15 protein-coding genes are annotated in these 18088 nt (G+C 38.4%); 13 read left to right on the top strand and 2 right to left on the bottom strand.

The window, feature by feature from the left end; genetic code table 11:
• Positions 1–40: 40 nt before the first annotated feature.
• Both QNH17_RS16895 and QNH17_RS16890 read right to left on the bottom strand, forming a co-directional pair.
• The gene (locus QNH17_RS16895) at positions 41–1531 is read right to left on the bottom strand and encodes a response regulator transcription factor (RefSeq protein ID WP_283873690.1); all 1491 of its coding nucleotides are present in this window, start codon (positions 1529–1531) and stop codon (positions 41–43) included.
• Complete coding sequence (locus QNH17_RS16890) at positions 1528–3261, bottom strand: cache domain-containing sensor histidine kinase (protein ID WP_283873689.1); 1734 nt, start codon at positions 3259–3261, stop codon at positions 1528–1530. Before QNH17_RS16890 ends, QNH17_RS16895 begins: the two co-directional genes overlap by 4 nt.
• Before the next feature lie 175 nt (positions 3262–3436).
• On the opposite strand from QNH17_RS16890, the gene QNH17_RS16885 reads away from it, so the two are divergent.
• The 13 genes from QNH17_RS16885 to melA all read left to right on the top strand — a co-directional run bounded on the left by QNH17_RS16885 (position 3437) and on the right by melA (position 17870).
• Complete coding sequence (locus QNH17_RS16885) at positions 3437–4696, top strand: ABC transporter substrate-binding protein (protein ID WP_283873687.1); 1260 nt, start codon at positions 3437–3439, stop codon at positions 4694–4696.
• A gap of 101 nt (positions 4697–4797) precedes the next feature.
• Positions 4798–5748, top strand: a complete 951-nt coding sequence (locus QNH17_RS16880; RefSeq protein WP_283873686.1) for a carbohydrate ABC transporter permease — start codon at positions 4798–4800, stop codon at positions 5746–5748.
• Complete coding sequence (locus QNH17_RS16875; protein WP_283873684.1) at positions 5745–6560, top strand: carbohydrate ABC transporter permease; 816 nt, start codon at positions 5745–5747, stop codon at positions 6558–6560. Before QNH17_RS16880 ends, QNH17_RS16875 begins: the two co-directional genes overlap by 4 nt.
• A gap of 61 nt (positions 6561–6621) precedes the next feature.
• Positions 6622–8886 (top strand): alpha-galactosidase, encoded by a 2265-nt coding sequence (locus QNH17_RS16870; RefSeq protein ID WP_283873683.1) that lies wholly within the window; start codon positions 6622–6624, stop codon positions 8884–8886.
• 76 nt (positions 8887–8962) lie between these two features.
• Positions 8963–9811 carry an amidohydrolase family protein gene (locus QNH17_RS16865; protein WP_283873682.1) on the top strand — a complete coding sequence of 283 codons (849 nt, stop codon included), beginning with the start codon at positions 8963–8965 and terminating at the stop codon, positions 9809–9811.
• On the top strand, positions 9808–10608 hold the full coding sequence (locus QNH17_RS16860) for an SDR family NAD(P)-dependent oxidoreductase (protein WP_283873680.1): 801 nt from the start codon (positions 9808–9810) through the stop codon (positions 10606–10608). The genes QNH17_RS16865 and QNH17_RS16860 overlap by 4 nt, the downstream gene beginning before the upstream one ends.
• Before the next feature lie 110 nt (positions 10609–10718).
• On the top strand, positions 10719–11054 hold the full coding sequence (locus QNH17_RS16855; protein WP_283873678.1) for a UxaA family hydrolase: 336 nt from the start codon (positions 10719–10721) through the stop codon (positions 11052–11054).
• Positions 11051–12214, top strand: a complete 1164-nt coding sequence (locus tag QNH17_RS16850) for a UxaA family hydrolase (RefSeq protein WP_283873676.1) — start codon at positions 11051–11053, stop codon at positions 12212–12214. The genes QNH17_RS16855 and QNH17_RS16850 overlap by 4 nt, the downstream gene beginning before the upstream one ends.
• A gap of 29 nt (positions 12215–12243) precedes the next feature.
• Complete coding sequence (locus QNH17_RS16845) at positions 12244–13017, top strand: SDR family NAD(P)-dependent oxidoreductase (RefSeq protein ID WP_283873674.1); 774 nt, start codon at positions 12244–12246, stop codon at positions 13015–13017.
• A gap of 127 nt (positions 13018–13144) precedes the next feature.
• Positions 13145–14038, top strand: coding sequence for a fumarylacetoacetate hydrolase family protein (locus QNH17_RS16840; protein WP_283873672.1), 894 nt, complete (start codon positions 13145–13147; stop codon positions 14036–14038).
• Positions 14039–14104: 66 nt separating this feature from the next.
• A complete protein-coding gene (locus QNH17_RS16835; protein WP_283873670.1) occupies positions 14105–14530 on the top strand; it encodes an RbsD/FucU family protein in 426 nt (141 codons plus the stop codon).
• Positions 14531–14759: 229 nt separating this feature from the next.
• Entirely contained in the window at positions 14760–16451 is a 1692-nt protein-coding gene (locus tag QNH17_RS16830) for an endo-alpha-N-acetylgalactosaminidase family protein (protein ID WP_283873668.1), read from the top strand.
• 90 nt (positions 16452–16541) lie between these two features.
• The gene (gene melA, locus QNH17_RS16825) at positions 16542–17870 is read left to right on the top strand and encodes an alpha-glucosidase/alpha-galactosidase (protein WP_283873666.1); all 1329 of its coding nucleotides are present in this window, start codon (positions 16542–16544) and stop codon (positions 17868–17870) included.
• The last annotated feature ends 218 nt before the right edge of the window (positions 17871–18088 follow it).

Here is an 18088-nt window from a genome sequence, read left to right as displayed (position 1 = left end):
CTGACACAATTGTCAGTCCCTTTCCTATTGCCGAATTTGATTAAATTTTAGTTTTCTCATTTCTGAATTTCTTTTGATATTCGGATGGATAACATCCGATGATTTCCGTAAATAGCTTTGTAAAATGTCTGGTGCTATAATAACCGACAGCTTCGGCCACTTTTTGAACTTGATTGCGAGGATCTGCTAGTAATTCTTTTGCTTTGAGAATTCTAATCTTTGATAAATATTTTATGAAGGTTGTCCCTATTTTTTTATGAAATAAAGTACTTAAATAATTGGGTGTAACTTGAAGTTCTTGAGCAATTTGGCCAATTCCGATGTCATCCATATAATGCTCATCCACATAAACAAGGACCTGATCAACAAGAAACTGGCTGCGATCCTCTTCTTTATTATGATCCTTAAGTAAATTTTCACCACATGTTTTTAAGTTAGCTATCCATTCATCGAATGGGCTATTTGGATCCAGCTCGCAGGGGAGGACACAACTCAAAAACTCTCTAATAGTTTCTTTATATGCATTTAGAGAAGTGAGTCTTTTTTCTAAGTCATCGAGCACTTTCATATAATTTAACGAGTTCTTTACATTATAATTTTCAGAAAGTTTTGAGAGCATGGCGCAAAGTTGATAGACTTGTTTTTGCCTTTTTAACTGTTGCAATTGCGATAAGTCTAATTTTCTTTTAACACCAGACACGATCCGAAGAGAAGAGACCTCTCTTATTTCTAGGATATTATTTTTAAACTCGCCTAATTTAGAAGGGCAATTAGTAATCAATGAAATCGAAAAGTGATTATCACAGTACTTTGGAAGTATGGCTTCTACCTTTTGCATCAATGAATTTACCGGCTGTTCACCTTCATCATTTTCATCTAAACCCCATGTTGAAATAAAAGCCAATTCTCTATTAGATAAAGCAAACATAGCTGTTCGAGTAGCGCGTGTCTGGTATTGATCAATAATCTTTTGGAGGTCATTACAGAATAATGTCAAACGGTTCGTCTTTTCCTTTTCATCAAGTTTACTATCTATGAAAAAAACAGAATTGTGATAGGAGGATTGTTTAAACATAGGAGTAATTTCGCTAAACGTTTTCAAGCCATGAAAAAAAGAATTCATTTCATTTTCAAATTCACTATTTAAATTCCTTAGTATCTCTCGAAAATGAATGACAGTTTTGTTAAGTGTTTCCAGTAGTTCATCAGTGCTGGCCGGTTTTAGTAAATAACCAACTGCACCCAATTCAATCGCCTCTTTGGCGTATTTGAACTCAGAGAAACCTGTTAATATAATCCACTGTGTTGTGGGAGAAAGTGTTTTGCCAATCTTGATTGCTTCAAGCCCTGTTAAACCGGGCATTTGGATATCAACGAAGGCAATGTCGGGTTGAAAGGTGTTTAATTTTCCAACTATTTCAGTTCCATTTGCTGCCTCTTCAATCGTATGAAAAGTGAAATCAATTTCTTCTAGCATACTTCTTAAGCTGGTTCGAATGAGCTTTTCGTCATCTGCCAATAAGATTTTCATTTTTTCACTTCCTCCTCAGGAACTTTAATGATTACAGTTGTACCATGACCAATCGTACTTTCAATAATGAATTGTGAATTTTGGTATAGCATTTTCAAGCGTTCGCGGACATTTGCTACCCCAATACTCTCACTTTCTATTATTCTCTCCGTATTAAAACCAACGCCGTCATCCGCAATCTTTATCTCTAAAATGTTACTATCACTTTCAAGAATGAGTTTCGCACTAATGGCTAATCTACAGGCTTTGGATGCGGGTTCAATCCCATGAATAATAGCATTTTCTACTAGAGGCTGGATAATTAATTTGGGTATCATATAGTCAGCCACTTTTTCATCGAAATAATATTCTACTTCAAGCCGATCCTGAAAACGTAATTGCTGCAAACCACAATAACTTTGTAGAAATTCAAAGGCAGCTCTTACAGTTGTCCAATCTTCTTGAACTAAATTGTATCTCAGCATCTTACTTAAGGATAATATCGATTTTTCAAGTGTATTTCGATCACCAATTCTATTTAAGGCAACTAACCCATTTAGTGTATTAAATAAAAAATGAGGGGAGATTTGCGATTGCAATGCCCTAAACTCAGCATTTCGCTGGTTTAATACGGCTCGATATTCCCGATTTATTAATTCATTAATCTGGTCAATCATTCTGTTAAATGAGTGTCCGAGTTGTGTGATTTCATCATTGCCACTCGTTTCAACTCGTACCTGTAAATCTCCCTGCTGAACCTTTTTCATCACATTCATCATCATACGAAATGGATTTACAATCCAACGGGATAGGACAAAAAATACAAAGAAGGTAAGAATTAATCCTCCCACGGCAAAAAGGATCGCGGTGAAATACATCCATTTCACTTTACTGCTTAGTTCCGATTTAGAAAGCAATACAACAATTTTCCAGTTGGCTGGTTTTATTCCCTTAGAAACTAACACATATGTGTCTTTTTTTCCTTTTATCGTTGTTTTACCACTCTTTATTTGTTTTATTATCTCGGGTGTAAACCGGGAGCTTGAATAAAACAATTCATTATCCTCATTCAGTATCGCCGCATATGATTTAACATTAAAATTGAGATCATTAAGGATTTCTTTTAATATCACCGTATCAGCATCGGCCATGATTACCGCAAGTGGATTAAGCGTTTCCGGATCCTTAATCAAGCGGGCTACTGAAAAAACTTTGTCTGCAGATGGAGAAACCATATAGCTCTGTTCATGGGTACCAATAAACGCAGCTTTCCCGTCAGCTTTTATGGTTTTACTGAACCATTCCTGCTTTTTATATGGAAAATTTGGGTAAGAGCTAGAGAGTGACTTGTTTTCAATATAAACGGAATTATCTTTTGTAAGTAAAATCGTACCGACGATATCCTCTCGTAAATTTTGGAAATAAGCGGGTAATGATGTGGAGAGTGTTTTTTCAACGAACATTTTGGTAGAAAGATTAGCTTTTGAGTAATTAGGTGAAGCTTTTAATTTAAGCGCATTCATTAACGAATCATTAAAATAAGGGACAATCGTAAGTCTTTCTAAATCATCCAAATACGTTTCTATGTTTCTGGCAGTTGAGGTTAAGGTAGTTTCTGTTAATGTCTGCGTTTCTTTTTCTATTAAATTTTGATAATAAAACGGCATAATAAAACAGATAATAAGGATTGGAACTATAATCGTAATGGCGTAGAAAATGGTTAATTTTGATTGCAGCGAAGTTGCTCTCATGTATGTAATCTCCTTTTACTATTTAAAGAATAAGAGAAGCAACATGTTGTGTCAACATTAAAAATAAGCGCTTTCAGTGTAGAATTGGTACATATGAAAGCGATTTCCACGGTGTTATCCTTTATACAACAGCACTCGTAATGCTGAAAATTGAAAAAATATAGGGGGAAAAGGAATGAAAAAGAGACTCATAATTACCATGATTTTACTGTTAAGCTTCGGTTTGTTCGGTTGTTCTAGCGGCGGATCAGAAAAATCAAATGCTAGTGGTGACAAAGTGAAATTAACGGTTATGTCTTCGACAGCTGACCAGGGGATGAAGACCGCATTAACAGAAGTTGTAAAGGCATTTGAAAAAGAAAATCCATCTATCAAAGTTGATTTACAATTTCCAGGTTCAAACTATGAAAATATTTTAAAAATGAAAATGGCTTCAAATGACCTACCTGATTTATTTGATACTCATGGCTGGGCGATCAAACGTTATGGCAACTATTTAGCAGATCTTAGCGGTGAAAAATGGGCGGCGAATTTATCCGACACTATCAAACCAGTGATTACCGATGATAAAGGAAAATTATATGTATTACCTCTAAATGAGGCAAAAGAAGGCGTCCTTTATAATGTAGAAGTATTAGAAAAATACAACATCGAAGTACCAAAAACCTTTGATGAGTTAGTCGCAGCATCTGAAAAGTTAGTAAAAGAAAGTAAAGGTGAAGTTACACCATTTTACTTTGCAGCTCTAGATTCATGGACAATCGGTCAATACTTTGATTACTTTGCCAATCCATTATTAATCAGTCCTCAAAATAATCAAGCAGAAGCATTAACAAATGGTTCATTTGACTGGTCTAAGTGGACTTTCCTGCCAGAAAACTTTAAAAAGTTTTATGATAAAAAGCTCATTAATAAGGATATGTTAACTGCGAAATATGTGGACGAGGCTAGACTGTTTGCAGAAAATAAATTGGCGTTTGCCCTTCATGCTCCAGCATCAATCGCTGATGTTAAGAAGATTAATCCAAACGCAAAAATGGGTGTGTTCCCAATCCCTTCAATTGAGGCAGGCGATACGCCAACATTTGTTGGTGGCGAGCGCTTCACATTAGGCCTTTGGAAAGACACGAAGCATGCAAAAGAAGCAAAACAATTACTAGAATTCGTCTCTAAGCCAGAAAATATTAAGAAAATTTCTGATACAACCCTTGCACCAGCACCATTTAAGGATGTAACTGCTGGCGGAGAATTTGCACCTTTCTATGATCAATACAAAGAAGAAAGAGTACTCCCATACTTTGACCGTGTTTTCCTTCCAAATGGGATGTGGGATGTTATGTGTACTCTTGGACAAGAATTAATTGCTGGAAACATTACTCCGGAAGAATATTCTAACAAAATGAAGGCTGAAGTAGAACGTCTGAATAAGAAATAAGAAACAGGGGGGGAGAGCTTTCTCCCCTTTTTTACAAAATCATTTAGTCCTGGAAGTTCATTCAATTGGGAAATTGTTAAAAGATAGGGGAGAAACGAAGTATGCAGAACGATTTAAGCCAGAATAGCAAAATCTCCACTGTTCCTGGTCATTCGATTTCTACACATAAGGTTCGGAAGAAAAGAATTAATTCGGTTTTTTGGATTAATTTATTGTATTTACCTGCGCTTTTACTATTTTGTGTATTCATTTTTTATCCATTCATTAAAGGAATCGCCATTTCTTTTACAAACTGGGATGGGTACTCACAAACATCGAGCTGGATCGGTCTTGAAAATTATAAACGGATGTTTACTGATTCAAATATTGTTACGGTGGTAAAAAACACGCTTATTTATGGTGTAGGTAGTACCTTATTACAGAATATTATTGGTCTTGCCTATGCACTTTTATTGAATCAAAGTATTAAAACAAGAGGTATTACGAGAACGATTGTTTATTTACCTGTTATCATCAGTCCATTAATCATGGGTTATATCTGGTATTTTATCTTCCAATTTAACGGAGGAGCACTCAATGATATTATTCTACTTTTTAGGGATGAACCGATTAACCTGCTTTCGATGCCAAAAGTAAATGTGTGGCTGATTACTTTTGTTAATACTTTTCAATTTTTAGGAATAGCGATGACGATCTATCTAGCAGGTCTTCAATCGATTCCCCAAGATTACTATGAGGCTGCCGATCTTGATGGAGCATCAAGCTTTGCTAGATTTAGACATATTACCTTGCCAATGTTGGCACCGTCCATCACCATTAACATTGTTTTAAATATTATCGGCGGTCTGAAGCTGTTTGATGTGATTATTGCGATGACAAACGGAGGACCGGGGTATGCCTCTCAATCCTTATCAACAATGATGTATCAAACGTACTTCGCCCGTCAAGACGCAGGGTATGCTGCTTCATTAGGAAATTTAATGTTTGTGATCATTAGCTGTATTAGTTTAGCAGCATTAGTCTACTTAAGAAGAAGGGAGATTGTCCGATGAGAAACAAGAAACCGCTAATAATTATTGCATCGATTATCATCAGCCTGTTTCACATCGTCCCTTTATATTTGCTTTTTAATACGTCCTTCAAAAACGAAAGTGATACCAGTTCAAAATGGCTGCTTCCAGATTATCTGTACACGGATAATTTTAAAAATGCTTGGGAATTTGCGAATCTTGGAAATGCGTTTTTTAATAACGTTGTCATTACTGTCATCACGGTCATTCTAGTTATCGTTATTGGCGCGCTTGCTTCCTATCCGCTTGCAAGATATCAGACCAAGCTCAATAAAATTGTCTATATTGTGTTTATTTCTGCACTAATTGTCCCGCCATTAACAATACTTGTCCCTTTGTACCAGTTCATCGTTGACCTTGGCGGTTTGAATTCTTATTGGGCAATGATTGTCTTAAATGTAACGTTTAATTTACCAATCACCATCTTCTTATACACAGGTTTTATCGGAACCATACCGCGTGAATTAGATGAAGCAGCGATGATTGATGGGGCATCTAGAATTGGATTGTTTTTCAAAATAATTCTTCCACTGTTAAAGCCAGTGACAGTGACAACGATAATCTTAACAGGTGTCGCGGTTTGGAATGATTATCAGTTCTCCGTATTCTTCCTTCAAGACAGCGACAGGTTAACAATTACGGTGGCTTTATCACAATTCTTCTCTCAATACAATAATAATCTCGGCTGGGTCGCAGCTGGTTCATTACTAGGAATGCTGCCACTAACTATTCTTTATCTATTCTTGCAACGATACTTCATTAAGGGATTATCTGCAGGGGCAGTTAAAGATTAATAGTTTTTATCAGAATTCCGAAATGCAAGCAAATTTGACTTTTATCATGAGGTGATCTCAAGTGCACGTTGTTAAGGAAGCTGTGAAACAATCAGGTATTCATTTTAATGAGCAAGAAAAAGAGTTTCATATCCAAGGGAAAGACTTTAGCTATATTTTCACCATTTTAAAAAATAATCAATTAGGTCACTTATATTTTGGTAAAAGAATTCATCAGGGCGCATCGTTTTCACATCTTTATACAACCGAACCAAAGGCGACTGCTTCCTGTGTGTTCGAAGGTGATATTGCTTTTTCGCTTGATACTCTGAAGCAGGAATATCCGGCATATGGAACCAGTGATTATCGAGAACCTGCTTTTCAAATCGAACAAGAAAACGGAAGCCGAATTACCAATTTTGAATACAAAAATCATGTGATTTATCAAGGCAAGCCTAAACTTAATGGGCTGCCAGCTACATATGTGGAAAAGGAAGATGAGGCCCAAACGCTGGAGATAACTCTTTATGACAAACTTATTGAAACCGAAATTGTGTTGCTTTATACCGTCTTTAAGAATTTAAATGTCCTTACGAGAAGCAGCAGATTTACAAATAAAGGATCGCAAAAACTTAACCTCACCCGTGCGATGAGTACAAGCGTTGACTTTTTTGATTCTGACTATGAAATGGTACAGCTTTCTGGTGCCTGGGCGAGAGAAAGACATGTGTTTACTAGAGCTCTACAGCCTGGGACACAGAGTATTTCCAGTACAAGAGGAACAAGCAGCACTCAGCAAAATCCTTTTATTGCTTTAAAGCGAAAAGAAACAAATGAGCATGCAGGTGAGGTGTTCGGTTTCAACTTTGTGTATAGCGGGAATTTCTTAGCACAAGTGGAAGTGGACCAATATAATGTTTCGCGGGTGCTGATGGGGATTAATCCCTTTGATTTTAATTGGCTGCTTGAAGCGGGAGAAAGCTTCCAAACACCAGAGGCAGTCATGGTTTACTCCGATCAAGGATTAAATGGGATGAGTCAAACATATCAAACATTGTACCGGACTAGGTTAGCCCGGGGAAGATGGCGTGATAAAGAACGGCCTGTCTTAATCAATAACTGGGAAGCAACCTATTTTGATTTTAACGAAGAAAAAATACTCACAATCGCCCAAACAGCAAAAGACTTGGGTGTGGAATTATTCGTCCTCGATGATGGCTGGTTTGGAAAAAGAGATAATGATAAAACATCACTCGGTGATTGGTTCACAGATAAAAGGAAGCTACCTAATGGAATTAGTGGATTAGCGACGAAAATAACTGAATTAGGCCTTAAATTTGGACTGTGGTTTGAACCGGAAATGGTTTCTAAAATAAGTGAACTCTATCAAAAACATCCGGACTGGATTATCCATGTTCCTGATCGACATCGGTCACATGGAAGAAACCAATTTGTTTTGGATTTCTCTCGCAAGGAAGTGGTGGACCATATTTACGAAATGATGGCTGCAGTTTTAAAAGAAGCGCCGATCTCCTACGTAAAATGGGATATGAACCGCTATATGACGGAAATTGGCTCCGTTGCCCTTCCTGCTGACAGGCAAAAGGAAGTTTCCCATCGTTATATTCTCGGAGTCTATGATTTATACGATCGTTTGACGACCAATTTTCCCGATGTACTATTTGAATCCTGTGCCAGCGGCGGGGCAAGATTTGATCCAGGTTTGCTCTATTACGCACCGCAAGCATGGACAAGTGATGATACCGATGCAATGGAACGGTTAAAAATACAATATGGGACCTCATTCGTTTATCCATTAAGCTCGATGGGGGCGCATGTCTCTGCTGTACCCAACCATCAAGTTAAAAGAATCACAAGCCTAGAAACAAGAGCCAGCGTGGCCTACTTTGGAATGCTCGGGTATGAACTAGATGTGACAAAAATGACCGAAGATGAAAAACAATGTGTGAAGGAGCAAATTGCTTTTTACAAAGAGAATAGAAGACTTATTCAAAACGGCACCTTTTATCGGTTAAAAAGTCCGTTTGAAGGCGATGGAAATGTCACAGCATGGATGGTGGTCTCTGAGGATCAAAAAGAAGCGATAGCCGGTTATTACCAAGTCCTAGCTAGGCCAAATCCAGGGTTTTCAAGACTTTTGCTCAAAGGAATAAATGAAGGATTGGAATATCGACTCGAAAATACAGCTGGTACTTATTATGGCAGTACGTTAATGCATGCAGGAATCCTGCTTACAGGTGAATTCTCAGGAATTGAAGCGGAAGGCATTAAACATGGAGGCGATTTTACGTCAAGAATATTTAAGCTTCATGTAATTGAAAAATAATTTTGTGCTGGTATGGAATGGGAGTCAATCTACTCCTATTCCAGTTATATTAAATTCTACCCAAGGAGTAAAGTCAATGAGAGTAGATGCCCACCAACATTTCTGGAGGATTGATCGAGGAGATTACGATTGGCTAAGCCCAGAATTACGGGTATTATACCGTGATTTTTTACCTGAACATCTCATTGGTCAATTAAACGAGTATAAACTAGACGGTTCCATCGCAGTTCAGGCGGCTCCAACTGTAGCAGAGACGGAATACCTTTTACAGCTATATCAACAATATGATTATATTGCCGGCGTTGTCGGCTGGCTTGATCTTGAAGAAGAATTCTTTAAAAAAGAGTATCAGAGACTAAAACAGGTTGAAGGCTTTATCGGAATAAGGCCAATGCTTCAAGATTTACCGGATGATCAATGGATTCTACGTCCACGTGTGTTGAAGAATATTGAATTACTAGTTAAAGATGATTTCCCGATTGATATTCTTATTCTCCCGCGTCATTTACCGCACATTAACACATTATTGAGGGAATTCCCGCAATTACGAGCCGTTATTGATCATATTGCAAAACCAAATATTTCGGCAGGTATGACGGACTTCTGGAGAGAGAATATAGAGGAACTAGCAAGTTATCAAAATGTCATGTGTAAGCTGTCAGGAATGATTACAGAAATGAAGCAACCGATAAACAAATCGGAGGTGCAGCCGTTTGTCCAATACATTCTAAAGGTCTTTGGAACCGAATCTATTATGTTCGGAAGTGATTGGCCTGTGTGCCTTTTAGCCGGGAGCTATAATGAAGTGTATCAAACATTAGTAGATGTATTACCTGATGACCTGACAGAATCTGACGTAAAGAAAATTTTTGGTGAAAATGCGATGAGATTCTATAAATTGACACCAAGGGGGAAATTTCGTTGAGATTAGAAAACAAAGTGGCAATTATTACAGGCGGAGCAAGTGGGATTGGGGCAGCCACAGCCTTATTGTTTGCAAAAGCAGGGGCGAAAGTCATTATTGCTGATATTAATGAAGAAAAAATACAGAGTTTTGTAGATGAATTAATAGAAAAAGGATTTTGGGCATATGGAGTAAAATGTGATGTCTCCAAGGAATCCCAAGTTTGCCGATTAATTAAAACTTCTATTGAAAAGTGTGGCAAAATGGATATTTTATTTAATAATGCAGGAATTATTTTACCTAAAACCCTTGAATTGATTGAAGGAGATGAATGGGATCGTCTCTTTCAAATCAATGTGAAAAGCATCTACTTAACTACGAAGTATGCTATACCTCATTTAAAGGAAACCAAAGGTTCGATTATTAATATGGCTTCAATGACGGGGGTCGTTGGTCAGCAATTTAACAGTGCCTATTCCGCTTCCAAAGGTGCGGTGATTGCTTTGACAAAAGCACTCGCGATTGATTATGCGCCTTTTCAAGTCAGAATTAATTCTATCAGTCCTGCGGGAGTCAGAACACCTTTATTTGAAACTTGGCTTCAACTGCAGGCGGATCCCGAAAAGGCGAGTTTAGCGCAAGACCGGTCACATATGCTCGGTCGCACTGCGACATCAGAAGAAATTGCCAAAGTTGTCTTGTTCCTTGCCAGCGATGATGCTTCATTCGTAACAGGCGAAAACATTGTCACAGACGGAGGGGCCACACTCGGATATGCAGCTGGGCCTAAGCCGGAATGGGATAAAGTAGTATCTTAAGAACAAAAAGCGGAAGCGCTGGGGCTGTATTAAGAGAACAAATTCAATTTACCCAAAATTATTTATTTTATAATTTCCTTACAATAGAAAAATAGGAGGATGGTAAATAAATGGCAGAAAATTCAATAGAAGCTGGAGTAGCATGCCTAGTTATGGATGCGAGAGATAATGTAGCAACCTTACTACATGATGCAGCACCAGGAGAAGAGTTAACATTTCAGGTAATGGGGAACAACCAAACAATAACTGTTCAACAACCTATTAAATTTGGACATAAAATTGCTATTTCACCGATTTCTTTTGGCGAACATGTAATTAAATATGGAGAATCAATTGGGGCAGCAACCGTGGCCATTTCGATCGGAGAGCATGTACATGTACATAATATTGAAGGAATTCGGGGCCGAGGCGATCGAAAGCTGGAACAGGGAGGGAAGCAATCATGACGTTGATTAAAGGATATCGTAGACCAAATGGAAAAGTCGGGATACGGAATCATGTATTATTGATGCCTACTGTTGTATGTGCCAATCAGGTTGTCAGCAGAATCCAACAGCAGGTACCGGGCACAGTAGCTATTCCACATCAGCACGGCTGCAGCCAGGTCGGACAAGATAAAGTAAGAACCCATCAAGTATTAGTTGGAATGGGTAAAAACCCAAACGTAGGAGCAGTATTAATTGTTAGTCTCGGTTGCGAGGTAATAAATGCAAAACAATTAATGAAGGAAATCAGTGAAGAGACTGGTAAGCCAGTTGCGTGGCTCGATATTCAAAATGAAGGCGGCTCGGTTAAGACGATTCAAAGAGGAATTGAGGTTGCCCATTCCCTAGTTTTAGATGTCCAGGAAGTACCAAGGGAAGAAGTATCTTTATCTGAACTCATCGTTGGTGTCAAGTGCGGCGGATCGGATGCCACTTCTGGGCTGTGCAGTAATCCTGCTCTCGGGAAAGCTTCTGACTTGATCATTCAACAAGGTGGAAGCATTGTCATGGGTGAGACAACCGAGATCATTGGTGCGGAGCATCTTGTGGCTGAGAAAGCGGTATCTGAGCAGGTCCGTAACAAACTCTACTTTTGTGTTGAGCGCTTTGAAAAGGAAATTGAACGAATGGGCGTTGATATGCGTGGAGGTAATCCAAGTCCCGGAAATATTGAAGGTGGACTGTCAAGCATCGAAGAAAAGTCGCTTGGTTGTATTAGTAAAGCGGGGACTGCTCCACTTCAAGGAGTAGTGGAATATGCTGAATCAATCCCGGGAAGAGGGTATTATTTCATGGATTCGCCGGGAAATGATATTGAATGTGTATCTGGTATGGCTGCATCAGGAGTTCAATTGGTCTGCTTCACAACAGGGCGTGGTACCCCAACAGGAAACCCGATTGTTCCAGTCATCAAGATTACCGGAAATGAAATCACAGCTAAACGGATGAGTGACAATATTGATATTGATACCAGTGCTGTCCTTCAAGGGAAAGAGACGTTAGATGAATCGGGAAAGAATATTTTTGAAGAAATTGTAAAAGTTGCCTCAGGCGAACTTACGAAAGCAGAAATTCTTGGACATGAAGAATTTAGCATTAACCGAATTGGAATTAGTTTATAACTACAAAAACAAACATAGGATGTGAAAAGATGAGATTATCTAACAAAATTACCTTAATAACAGGCTCTGGTTCAGGCATCGGCAAAAGCACGGCCCTACGTTTTGCAAAAGAAGGGGCCGTTGTAGTTGTAAATGATTTAAATGAAGAAAATGGAAAGCAGACCGTTCAAGAAATCAACAATCAAGGCGGAGAAGCGATTTTTGTAATGGCAGATGTAACAGACCCGGAATCGGTTCAGCAGATGGTAGCGAACGTCATTAGTTCCTATGGCAGAATTGATGTTCTTTTTAATAATGCTGGAATTAGTAATGTCGGAGCATTGCATGAGGTTGAACCCGATGCATGGGATAAGATCATGAGTGTCAATGTCAAGGGCGTTTATCTTCCTAGTAAATATACCCTTCCATTTATGATGGAGCGACAAAGCGGAACGATTATCAATATGTCGTCCTGTGCAGCTGAAATGGGACTAGCACAAAGAGCGGCATACTCGACCACAAAAGGGGCAGTTTTAGCTTTAACAAAAGCAATGCAGGTAGATTACGCACCGTATAATATTCGTGTAAATGCCCTTCTTCCAGGAACGATCATGACTCCGTTTGTTGAAAACTATTTAAAATCTTCTTATGATAACCCTGAAGAAGCGATTGGAAAAATTAAAACCCGTCAGCTTAGTGGTGAACTTGGAACACCGGACGATGTCGCTTCAGCAGCTTTGTTTTTAGCGTCAGATGAATCTAGGTTTATGATGGGGTCGCCTCTATATGTTGACGGCGGGGTCGTATTTGGGAAGAATGCATAAGTAATTCTGATAGATAAATATTGACATTAAAGAATTTCTGAGAAGTAAATTGTTAAGTTTTATTGAAATTAAAAACGAACGTGGAAGAATATTTTTTATTTTATAAGAAGTGGAGTGTTTGAAACCTATGAAGTTAGTAACGATAATGAAAAATGAAAAACCAACTTTAGGGGTAAAAGTTGATAATGGTATTGTGGATTTGGCAGTAGCACTATCAGTAATTTCGGCCCCAGACATTCCAACCGAAATCACGGAAGTAATTAAAGCTGGTCCAACGGCGATTTCCCAATTAGAGTCATACCTAAATCTGCTAGACCCAACTAATCCTTCCTATATTATGGAGGAAAACGCTGTACAATGGGGTCCTTGTGTGACAGAACCTAAGAAAATCATTTGTGTTGGCCTCAATTACCGCAGACATGCTGATGAGACGAATGCTCCGTATCCAGAAGTGCCGATCCTATTTAACAAGTTTCATAATACAATCACTGCTCATAACCGAGATATTGCCGTTCCGAAAGTAACTGACAAGCTGGATTATGAAGTCGAGTTAGGGATTGTCATTGGCCAGACGGCAAAATACGTGACGAAAGAGGAAGCGCTTGATCATGTTTTTGGGTATTGTACCGTAAATGATCTATCTGCTAGAGACTTACAACTTCGTACCCATCAGTGGCTGCTTGGAAAAACATGTGATGATTTCAGTCCGGTTGGTCCTTATTTAGTTACAGCAGATGAAGTAGGAGATCCTCAGAATTTACAATTAAAAACAATCGTTAATGGCGAAGTAAGACAAAACTCCAATACATCCGATATGATCTTTACCTGTGCTGAAATCGTCAGCTATATTTCTCAACACATGACATTGGTTCCGGGCGACCTTATTTTAACAGGAACACCTGAAGGGGTCGTTTTAGGATTACCGGAAGCTGAACAAGTGTATTTAAAATCTGGTGATGTGGTAACGGTAGAGATCGAGAAACTAGGTGCATTAACCAATCGTTTTGTGGAAGAAAAGTAAAATTTTTTGCAACCGGGTTTAGCCTTGTCAGTAAGGTTAAACCCCGTTTTATGAAAGGAGATTTGCATGTTAAAAGGTATTCCGCCAATCATTTCACCTGATTTAATGAAGATCCTCTTAGAAATGGGCCATGGAGATGAAATTGTCCTTGCAGATGGAAACTTTCCTGCAGCTAACTGCGCAAAAAGGCTGATACGAGCCGATGGACACAACATTCCAGAGTTACTCAATGCAATTTTGCAACTTTTTCCACTCGATCAATATCAAGAAAAACCCACGGCTTTAATGGAGGTTGTTCCTGGCGATCCTATAAACCCCGTAATCTGGGATGAATTTCAAACAATTGTCGAAAATCACAATGGAGATTTTCAAGGCTTTGAAATGATGGAAAGGTTATCATTCTATGAACGCGCTAAAAAGGCTTACGCGATTATTGCAACTAGTGAAAAGTCCCTCTATGCAAATATCATTCTTAAAAAGGGTGTTATTTGAATTTTACTAATAAAGGTCAGTAGTCCCATTGGTGATACATTTCCGCCAATGGGACTTTGTTTTTAGGTAGAAAATACTATCTGTAGAAATGAGCGTTGAAAGTGTAGATTTGTGTCATCCCGTCAATATATAACTCTTTGATAGACTTTATTTGTAAGCGTTTCCTAGTGTTTTTTTGCAGAGGATCAATGTTTACAAATATTATCATTTGAAAGCGAGGAGGAATCGTTTGAAAAAGAAAATGGTATCTAGTTTACTATCGGCAGGTCTTGTGCTCCCACTATTATTTCCCGCACATCATAGTGTAAAAGCAGATGAATTGAAAACCCTTGAAACACTTAGTTTAACTGCCGGAAAAGCATCTATTAACTTAGATGGAACGACGGAAATAAAGTTGAAAGGAGTCATGAGTGACGGCACCACTGCAAATTTGGAAGCAGATGATATTCACTACACTATCAGTGATCCAAAGGTACTTGCATCCGTACAAAAAACAGAAGATGGTGCTGTTGTACGAGCTGGTACCATTACGGATGGTGAAGCAACCGTTACAGCAACAGTCGAAACAACAGATGGTGCAACGAAAACAGCCAGTGTTCCAATTAAGGTTAACTTGGCACCAGATCGTCCGTTCATCCATAAATATCACGAAACTTTAACGATGAAGATGTTTTTGGCTGATAACAATGGAAAGGTATTTACGACATTTGAACAAGGGCTTGAAGCAATCAAAAAAATGGATAAGGCAACGAGGGGTATCCCAAAGATTATATATTTGGTTGGATGGCAATACAATGGGCATGACACAGGCTATCCTGCTTGGGATGTTGTTAATCCAAATCTAAAGCGAGATCAGGATGAAAAAGCAGTTGATAGTCTCAAATGGTTAATGGAAGAAGCTTATAAGTATAACACTACTGTCAGCCTACACATTAATATGCTAGATATAAGGGAATCGAGCCCACTTTGGGATACTTATCTAAAGAATGACCTTCTTGCCAGAGATATTAATGGTAACTTGAAACCATACCGCTGGGGATATCCAATCAGCTACACCAGGGAATGGGAAACAGGATTTGCCCAAAAAAGAATTGATGGGTTGTTAGCAATGCTTCCAATAGAAAAAGCAGGTACCATCCATATCGATGCCTTCCATCAATATGTCCCTACTTTAGCAGTTGAACCTATTAGTCCGTACCATGGCATCACCATGGATCAAGATATTGAAACACAGAAAAAAATCTTTAGATATTGGCGTGACCATGGGGTGGACGTTACATCAGAAGTGGATGCGGGTTACAGAAAAGATCCATTGATGGGACTGCAGCCGATGGCATGGCATTTTGGTAAAAAAGGAATAGACGGGATAAAAATCAATCAGTTAAAGATTCCAGCCTCTTTATATGTTGGTGGTGACGGCGGAGATGCCCGCTACGGACAAAGTATGCTCGGGGAAAATATAATCAAGAATGATCCTGTTAATTTAACTGGCTTCCAAACGGATTTCGCAACGAAAACCTTACCATGGCAGTATTTAAATTCATTGAAACGAATTTCTGATATTAATGGCGTCGTTACTTTTGAGAACGATGTAAAAAGCTGGATTGAAAATGGAAAGGCTAAAATTACACAAGGTGAAAATGTGATTAGGGATGGCAATGACCTATTTGTTCCGGCTCTGTGGAATAAAGAAAAATATCGCGAAATTATTGCTTTCAGTAAAGATGGGTATGAAAACAGAAAGTGGAAATTCCCGACAGACTGGTCAGATGTCAAAAAGGTTGATATTTATGCAGTTGGATTAGACGGGGTAACTTTATTGGAAAAGAACAGAGAAATTACGAACGGTGAAATCTCTTTAGCACTAGAAAAAGGACAGACGTTGTCAATAATCCCGCATAATGAAAATATTAAGAAATAAGATATTAATAGATAAGGATTAATATTATTGTGAGGCAGTTCCGATGTGTTATGCTTCTGGACTGCTTCTCTTAAATTTAGGAGGAAATCAATGCCCAAAATTACTTTTTTAGGAGCTGGCAGTACCGTTTTTGCAAAAAATGTTCTTGGTGACTGCATGTTTGTCCCCGCACTGGAGGGCTTCGAATTTGCATTATTTGATATTGATGAACAACGATTAAGAGATTCGGAGAGAATGCTCACCAATTTAAAAGAAAGTCTAAACAAAAACATTGAGATAAAAGCATATTTAAATAGAAAAGAAGCATTAAGAGACGCAAAATATGTAATTAATGCTATTCAAGTCGGTGGTTATAAGCCGAGCACTGTACTTGATTTTGAGATTCCTAAAAAATATGGGTTACGACAAACCATCGCTGATACGATAGGCATTGGCGGGATTTTTCGGAATCTTAGAACCATTCCGGTAATGCTTGATTTTGCCCGCGATATGGAAGAAGTCTGCCCTGATGCACTTTTCTTAAACTATACAAATCCTATGGCGGTTCTAACAGGTGTCATGAACCGTTTCACCCCTATCAAAACAGTCGGCTTATGTCACAGTGTCCAAGTGTGTACAAATCATTTATTTAAAGCACTTGGCATGGATCCAGAAGGCATCCAAGAAAAGATAGCCGGTATTAACCATATGGCATGGTTGTTAGAAGTAAAGAGAAATGGTGAAGATCTTTATCCCGAAATAAAAAGACGTGCAAGAGAAGTGCAAAAAAATAAACATAACGATATGGTTCGATTTGAGCTTATGGATAAGTTCGGCTATTACGTCACTGAATCATCAGAACATAATGCCGAATATCACCCTTATTTTATTAAATCAAGATATCCTGAGCTGGTCGAAAAGTATAATATTCCACTGGATGAATACCCACGCAGATGTGAGAAGCAAATCAAGGATTGGGAAACGATGAGGGAGGACTTGGTCAATAACAAATCTTTGGTACATATGCGTTCCAAGGAATATGGATCACGGATAATCGAAGCGATCGAGACCAATATCCCCTTCAAATTTGGCGGAAATGTATTAAACACAGGAAGGCTGATTAGTAATCTGCCAGAGAAAGCTTGTGTAGAGGTGCCGTGTATAGCCGATCGAAGCGGAATTACACCAACATACGTTGGTGATCTGCCGGAGCAGCTGGCAGCACTGAATCGAACAAATATTAATACACAGCTACTTACGATTGAGGCAGCAGTGACACATAAGAAGGAATATATCTATCAGGCAGCATTACTCGATCCGCATACAGCTGCAGAACTATCAATTGATAACATTATCTCATTATGTGATGACTTAATTGAGGTACACGGAGATTGGCTGCCACAGTTTACTAGTAATGAGTCTGTCTCATTAAAAATATAAAGATTATTGTTGATTTTGCCACTCTGTTGATTGGTGCGGAAATCAACAGGCTAGTTTAACCGAGCCAAAATATAAAAAGTGCAGAAATTCTTATACGAGTGTTTTGACGACACTTAAACGGTCTATCAATTATGTTGATGGATCGTTTTTTTTGTTCCTGTAATTTTGTATTTTTATAAAGGGTAAAATCTATCAATAAAACAAGACTATCGTAATGG

Origin of the sequence: Neobacillus sp. SuZ13 (assembly GCF_030123365.1) — a bacterium.
GTDB lineage: Bacteria > Bacillota > Bacilli > Bacillales > Cytobacillaceae > Neobacillus.
Note: the sequence above shows the minus strand (reverse complement) of the source record. Positions and strands in the feature narration are given on the sequence as shown.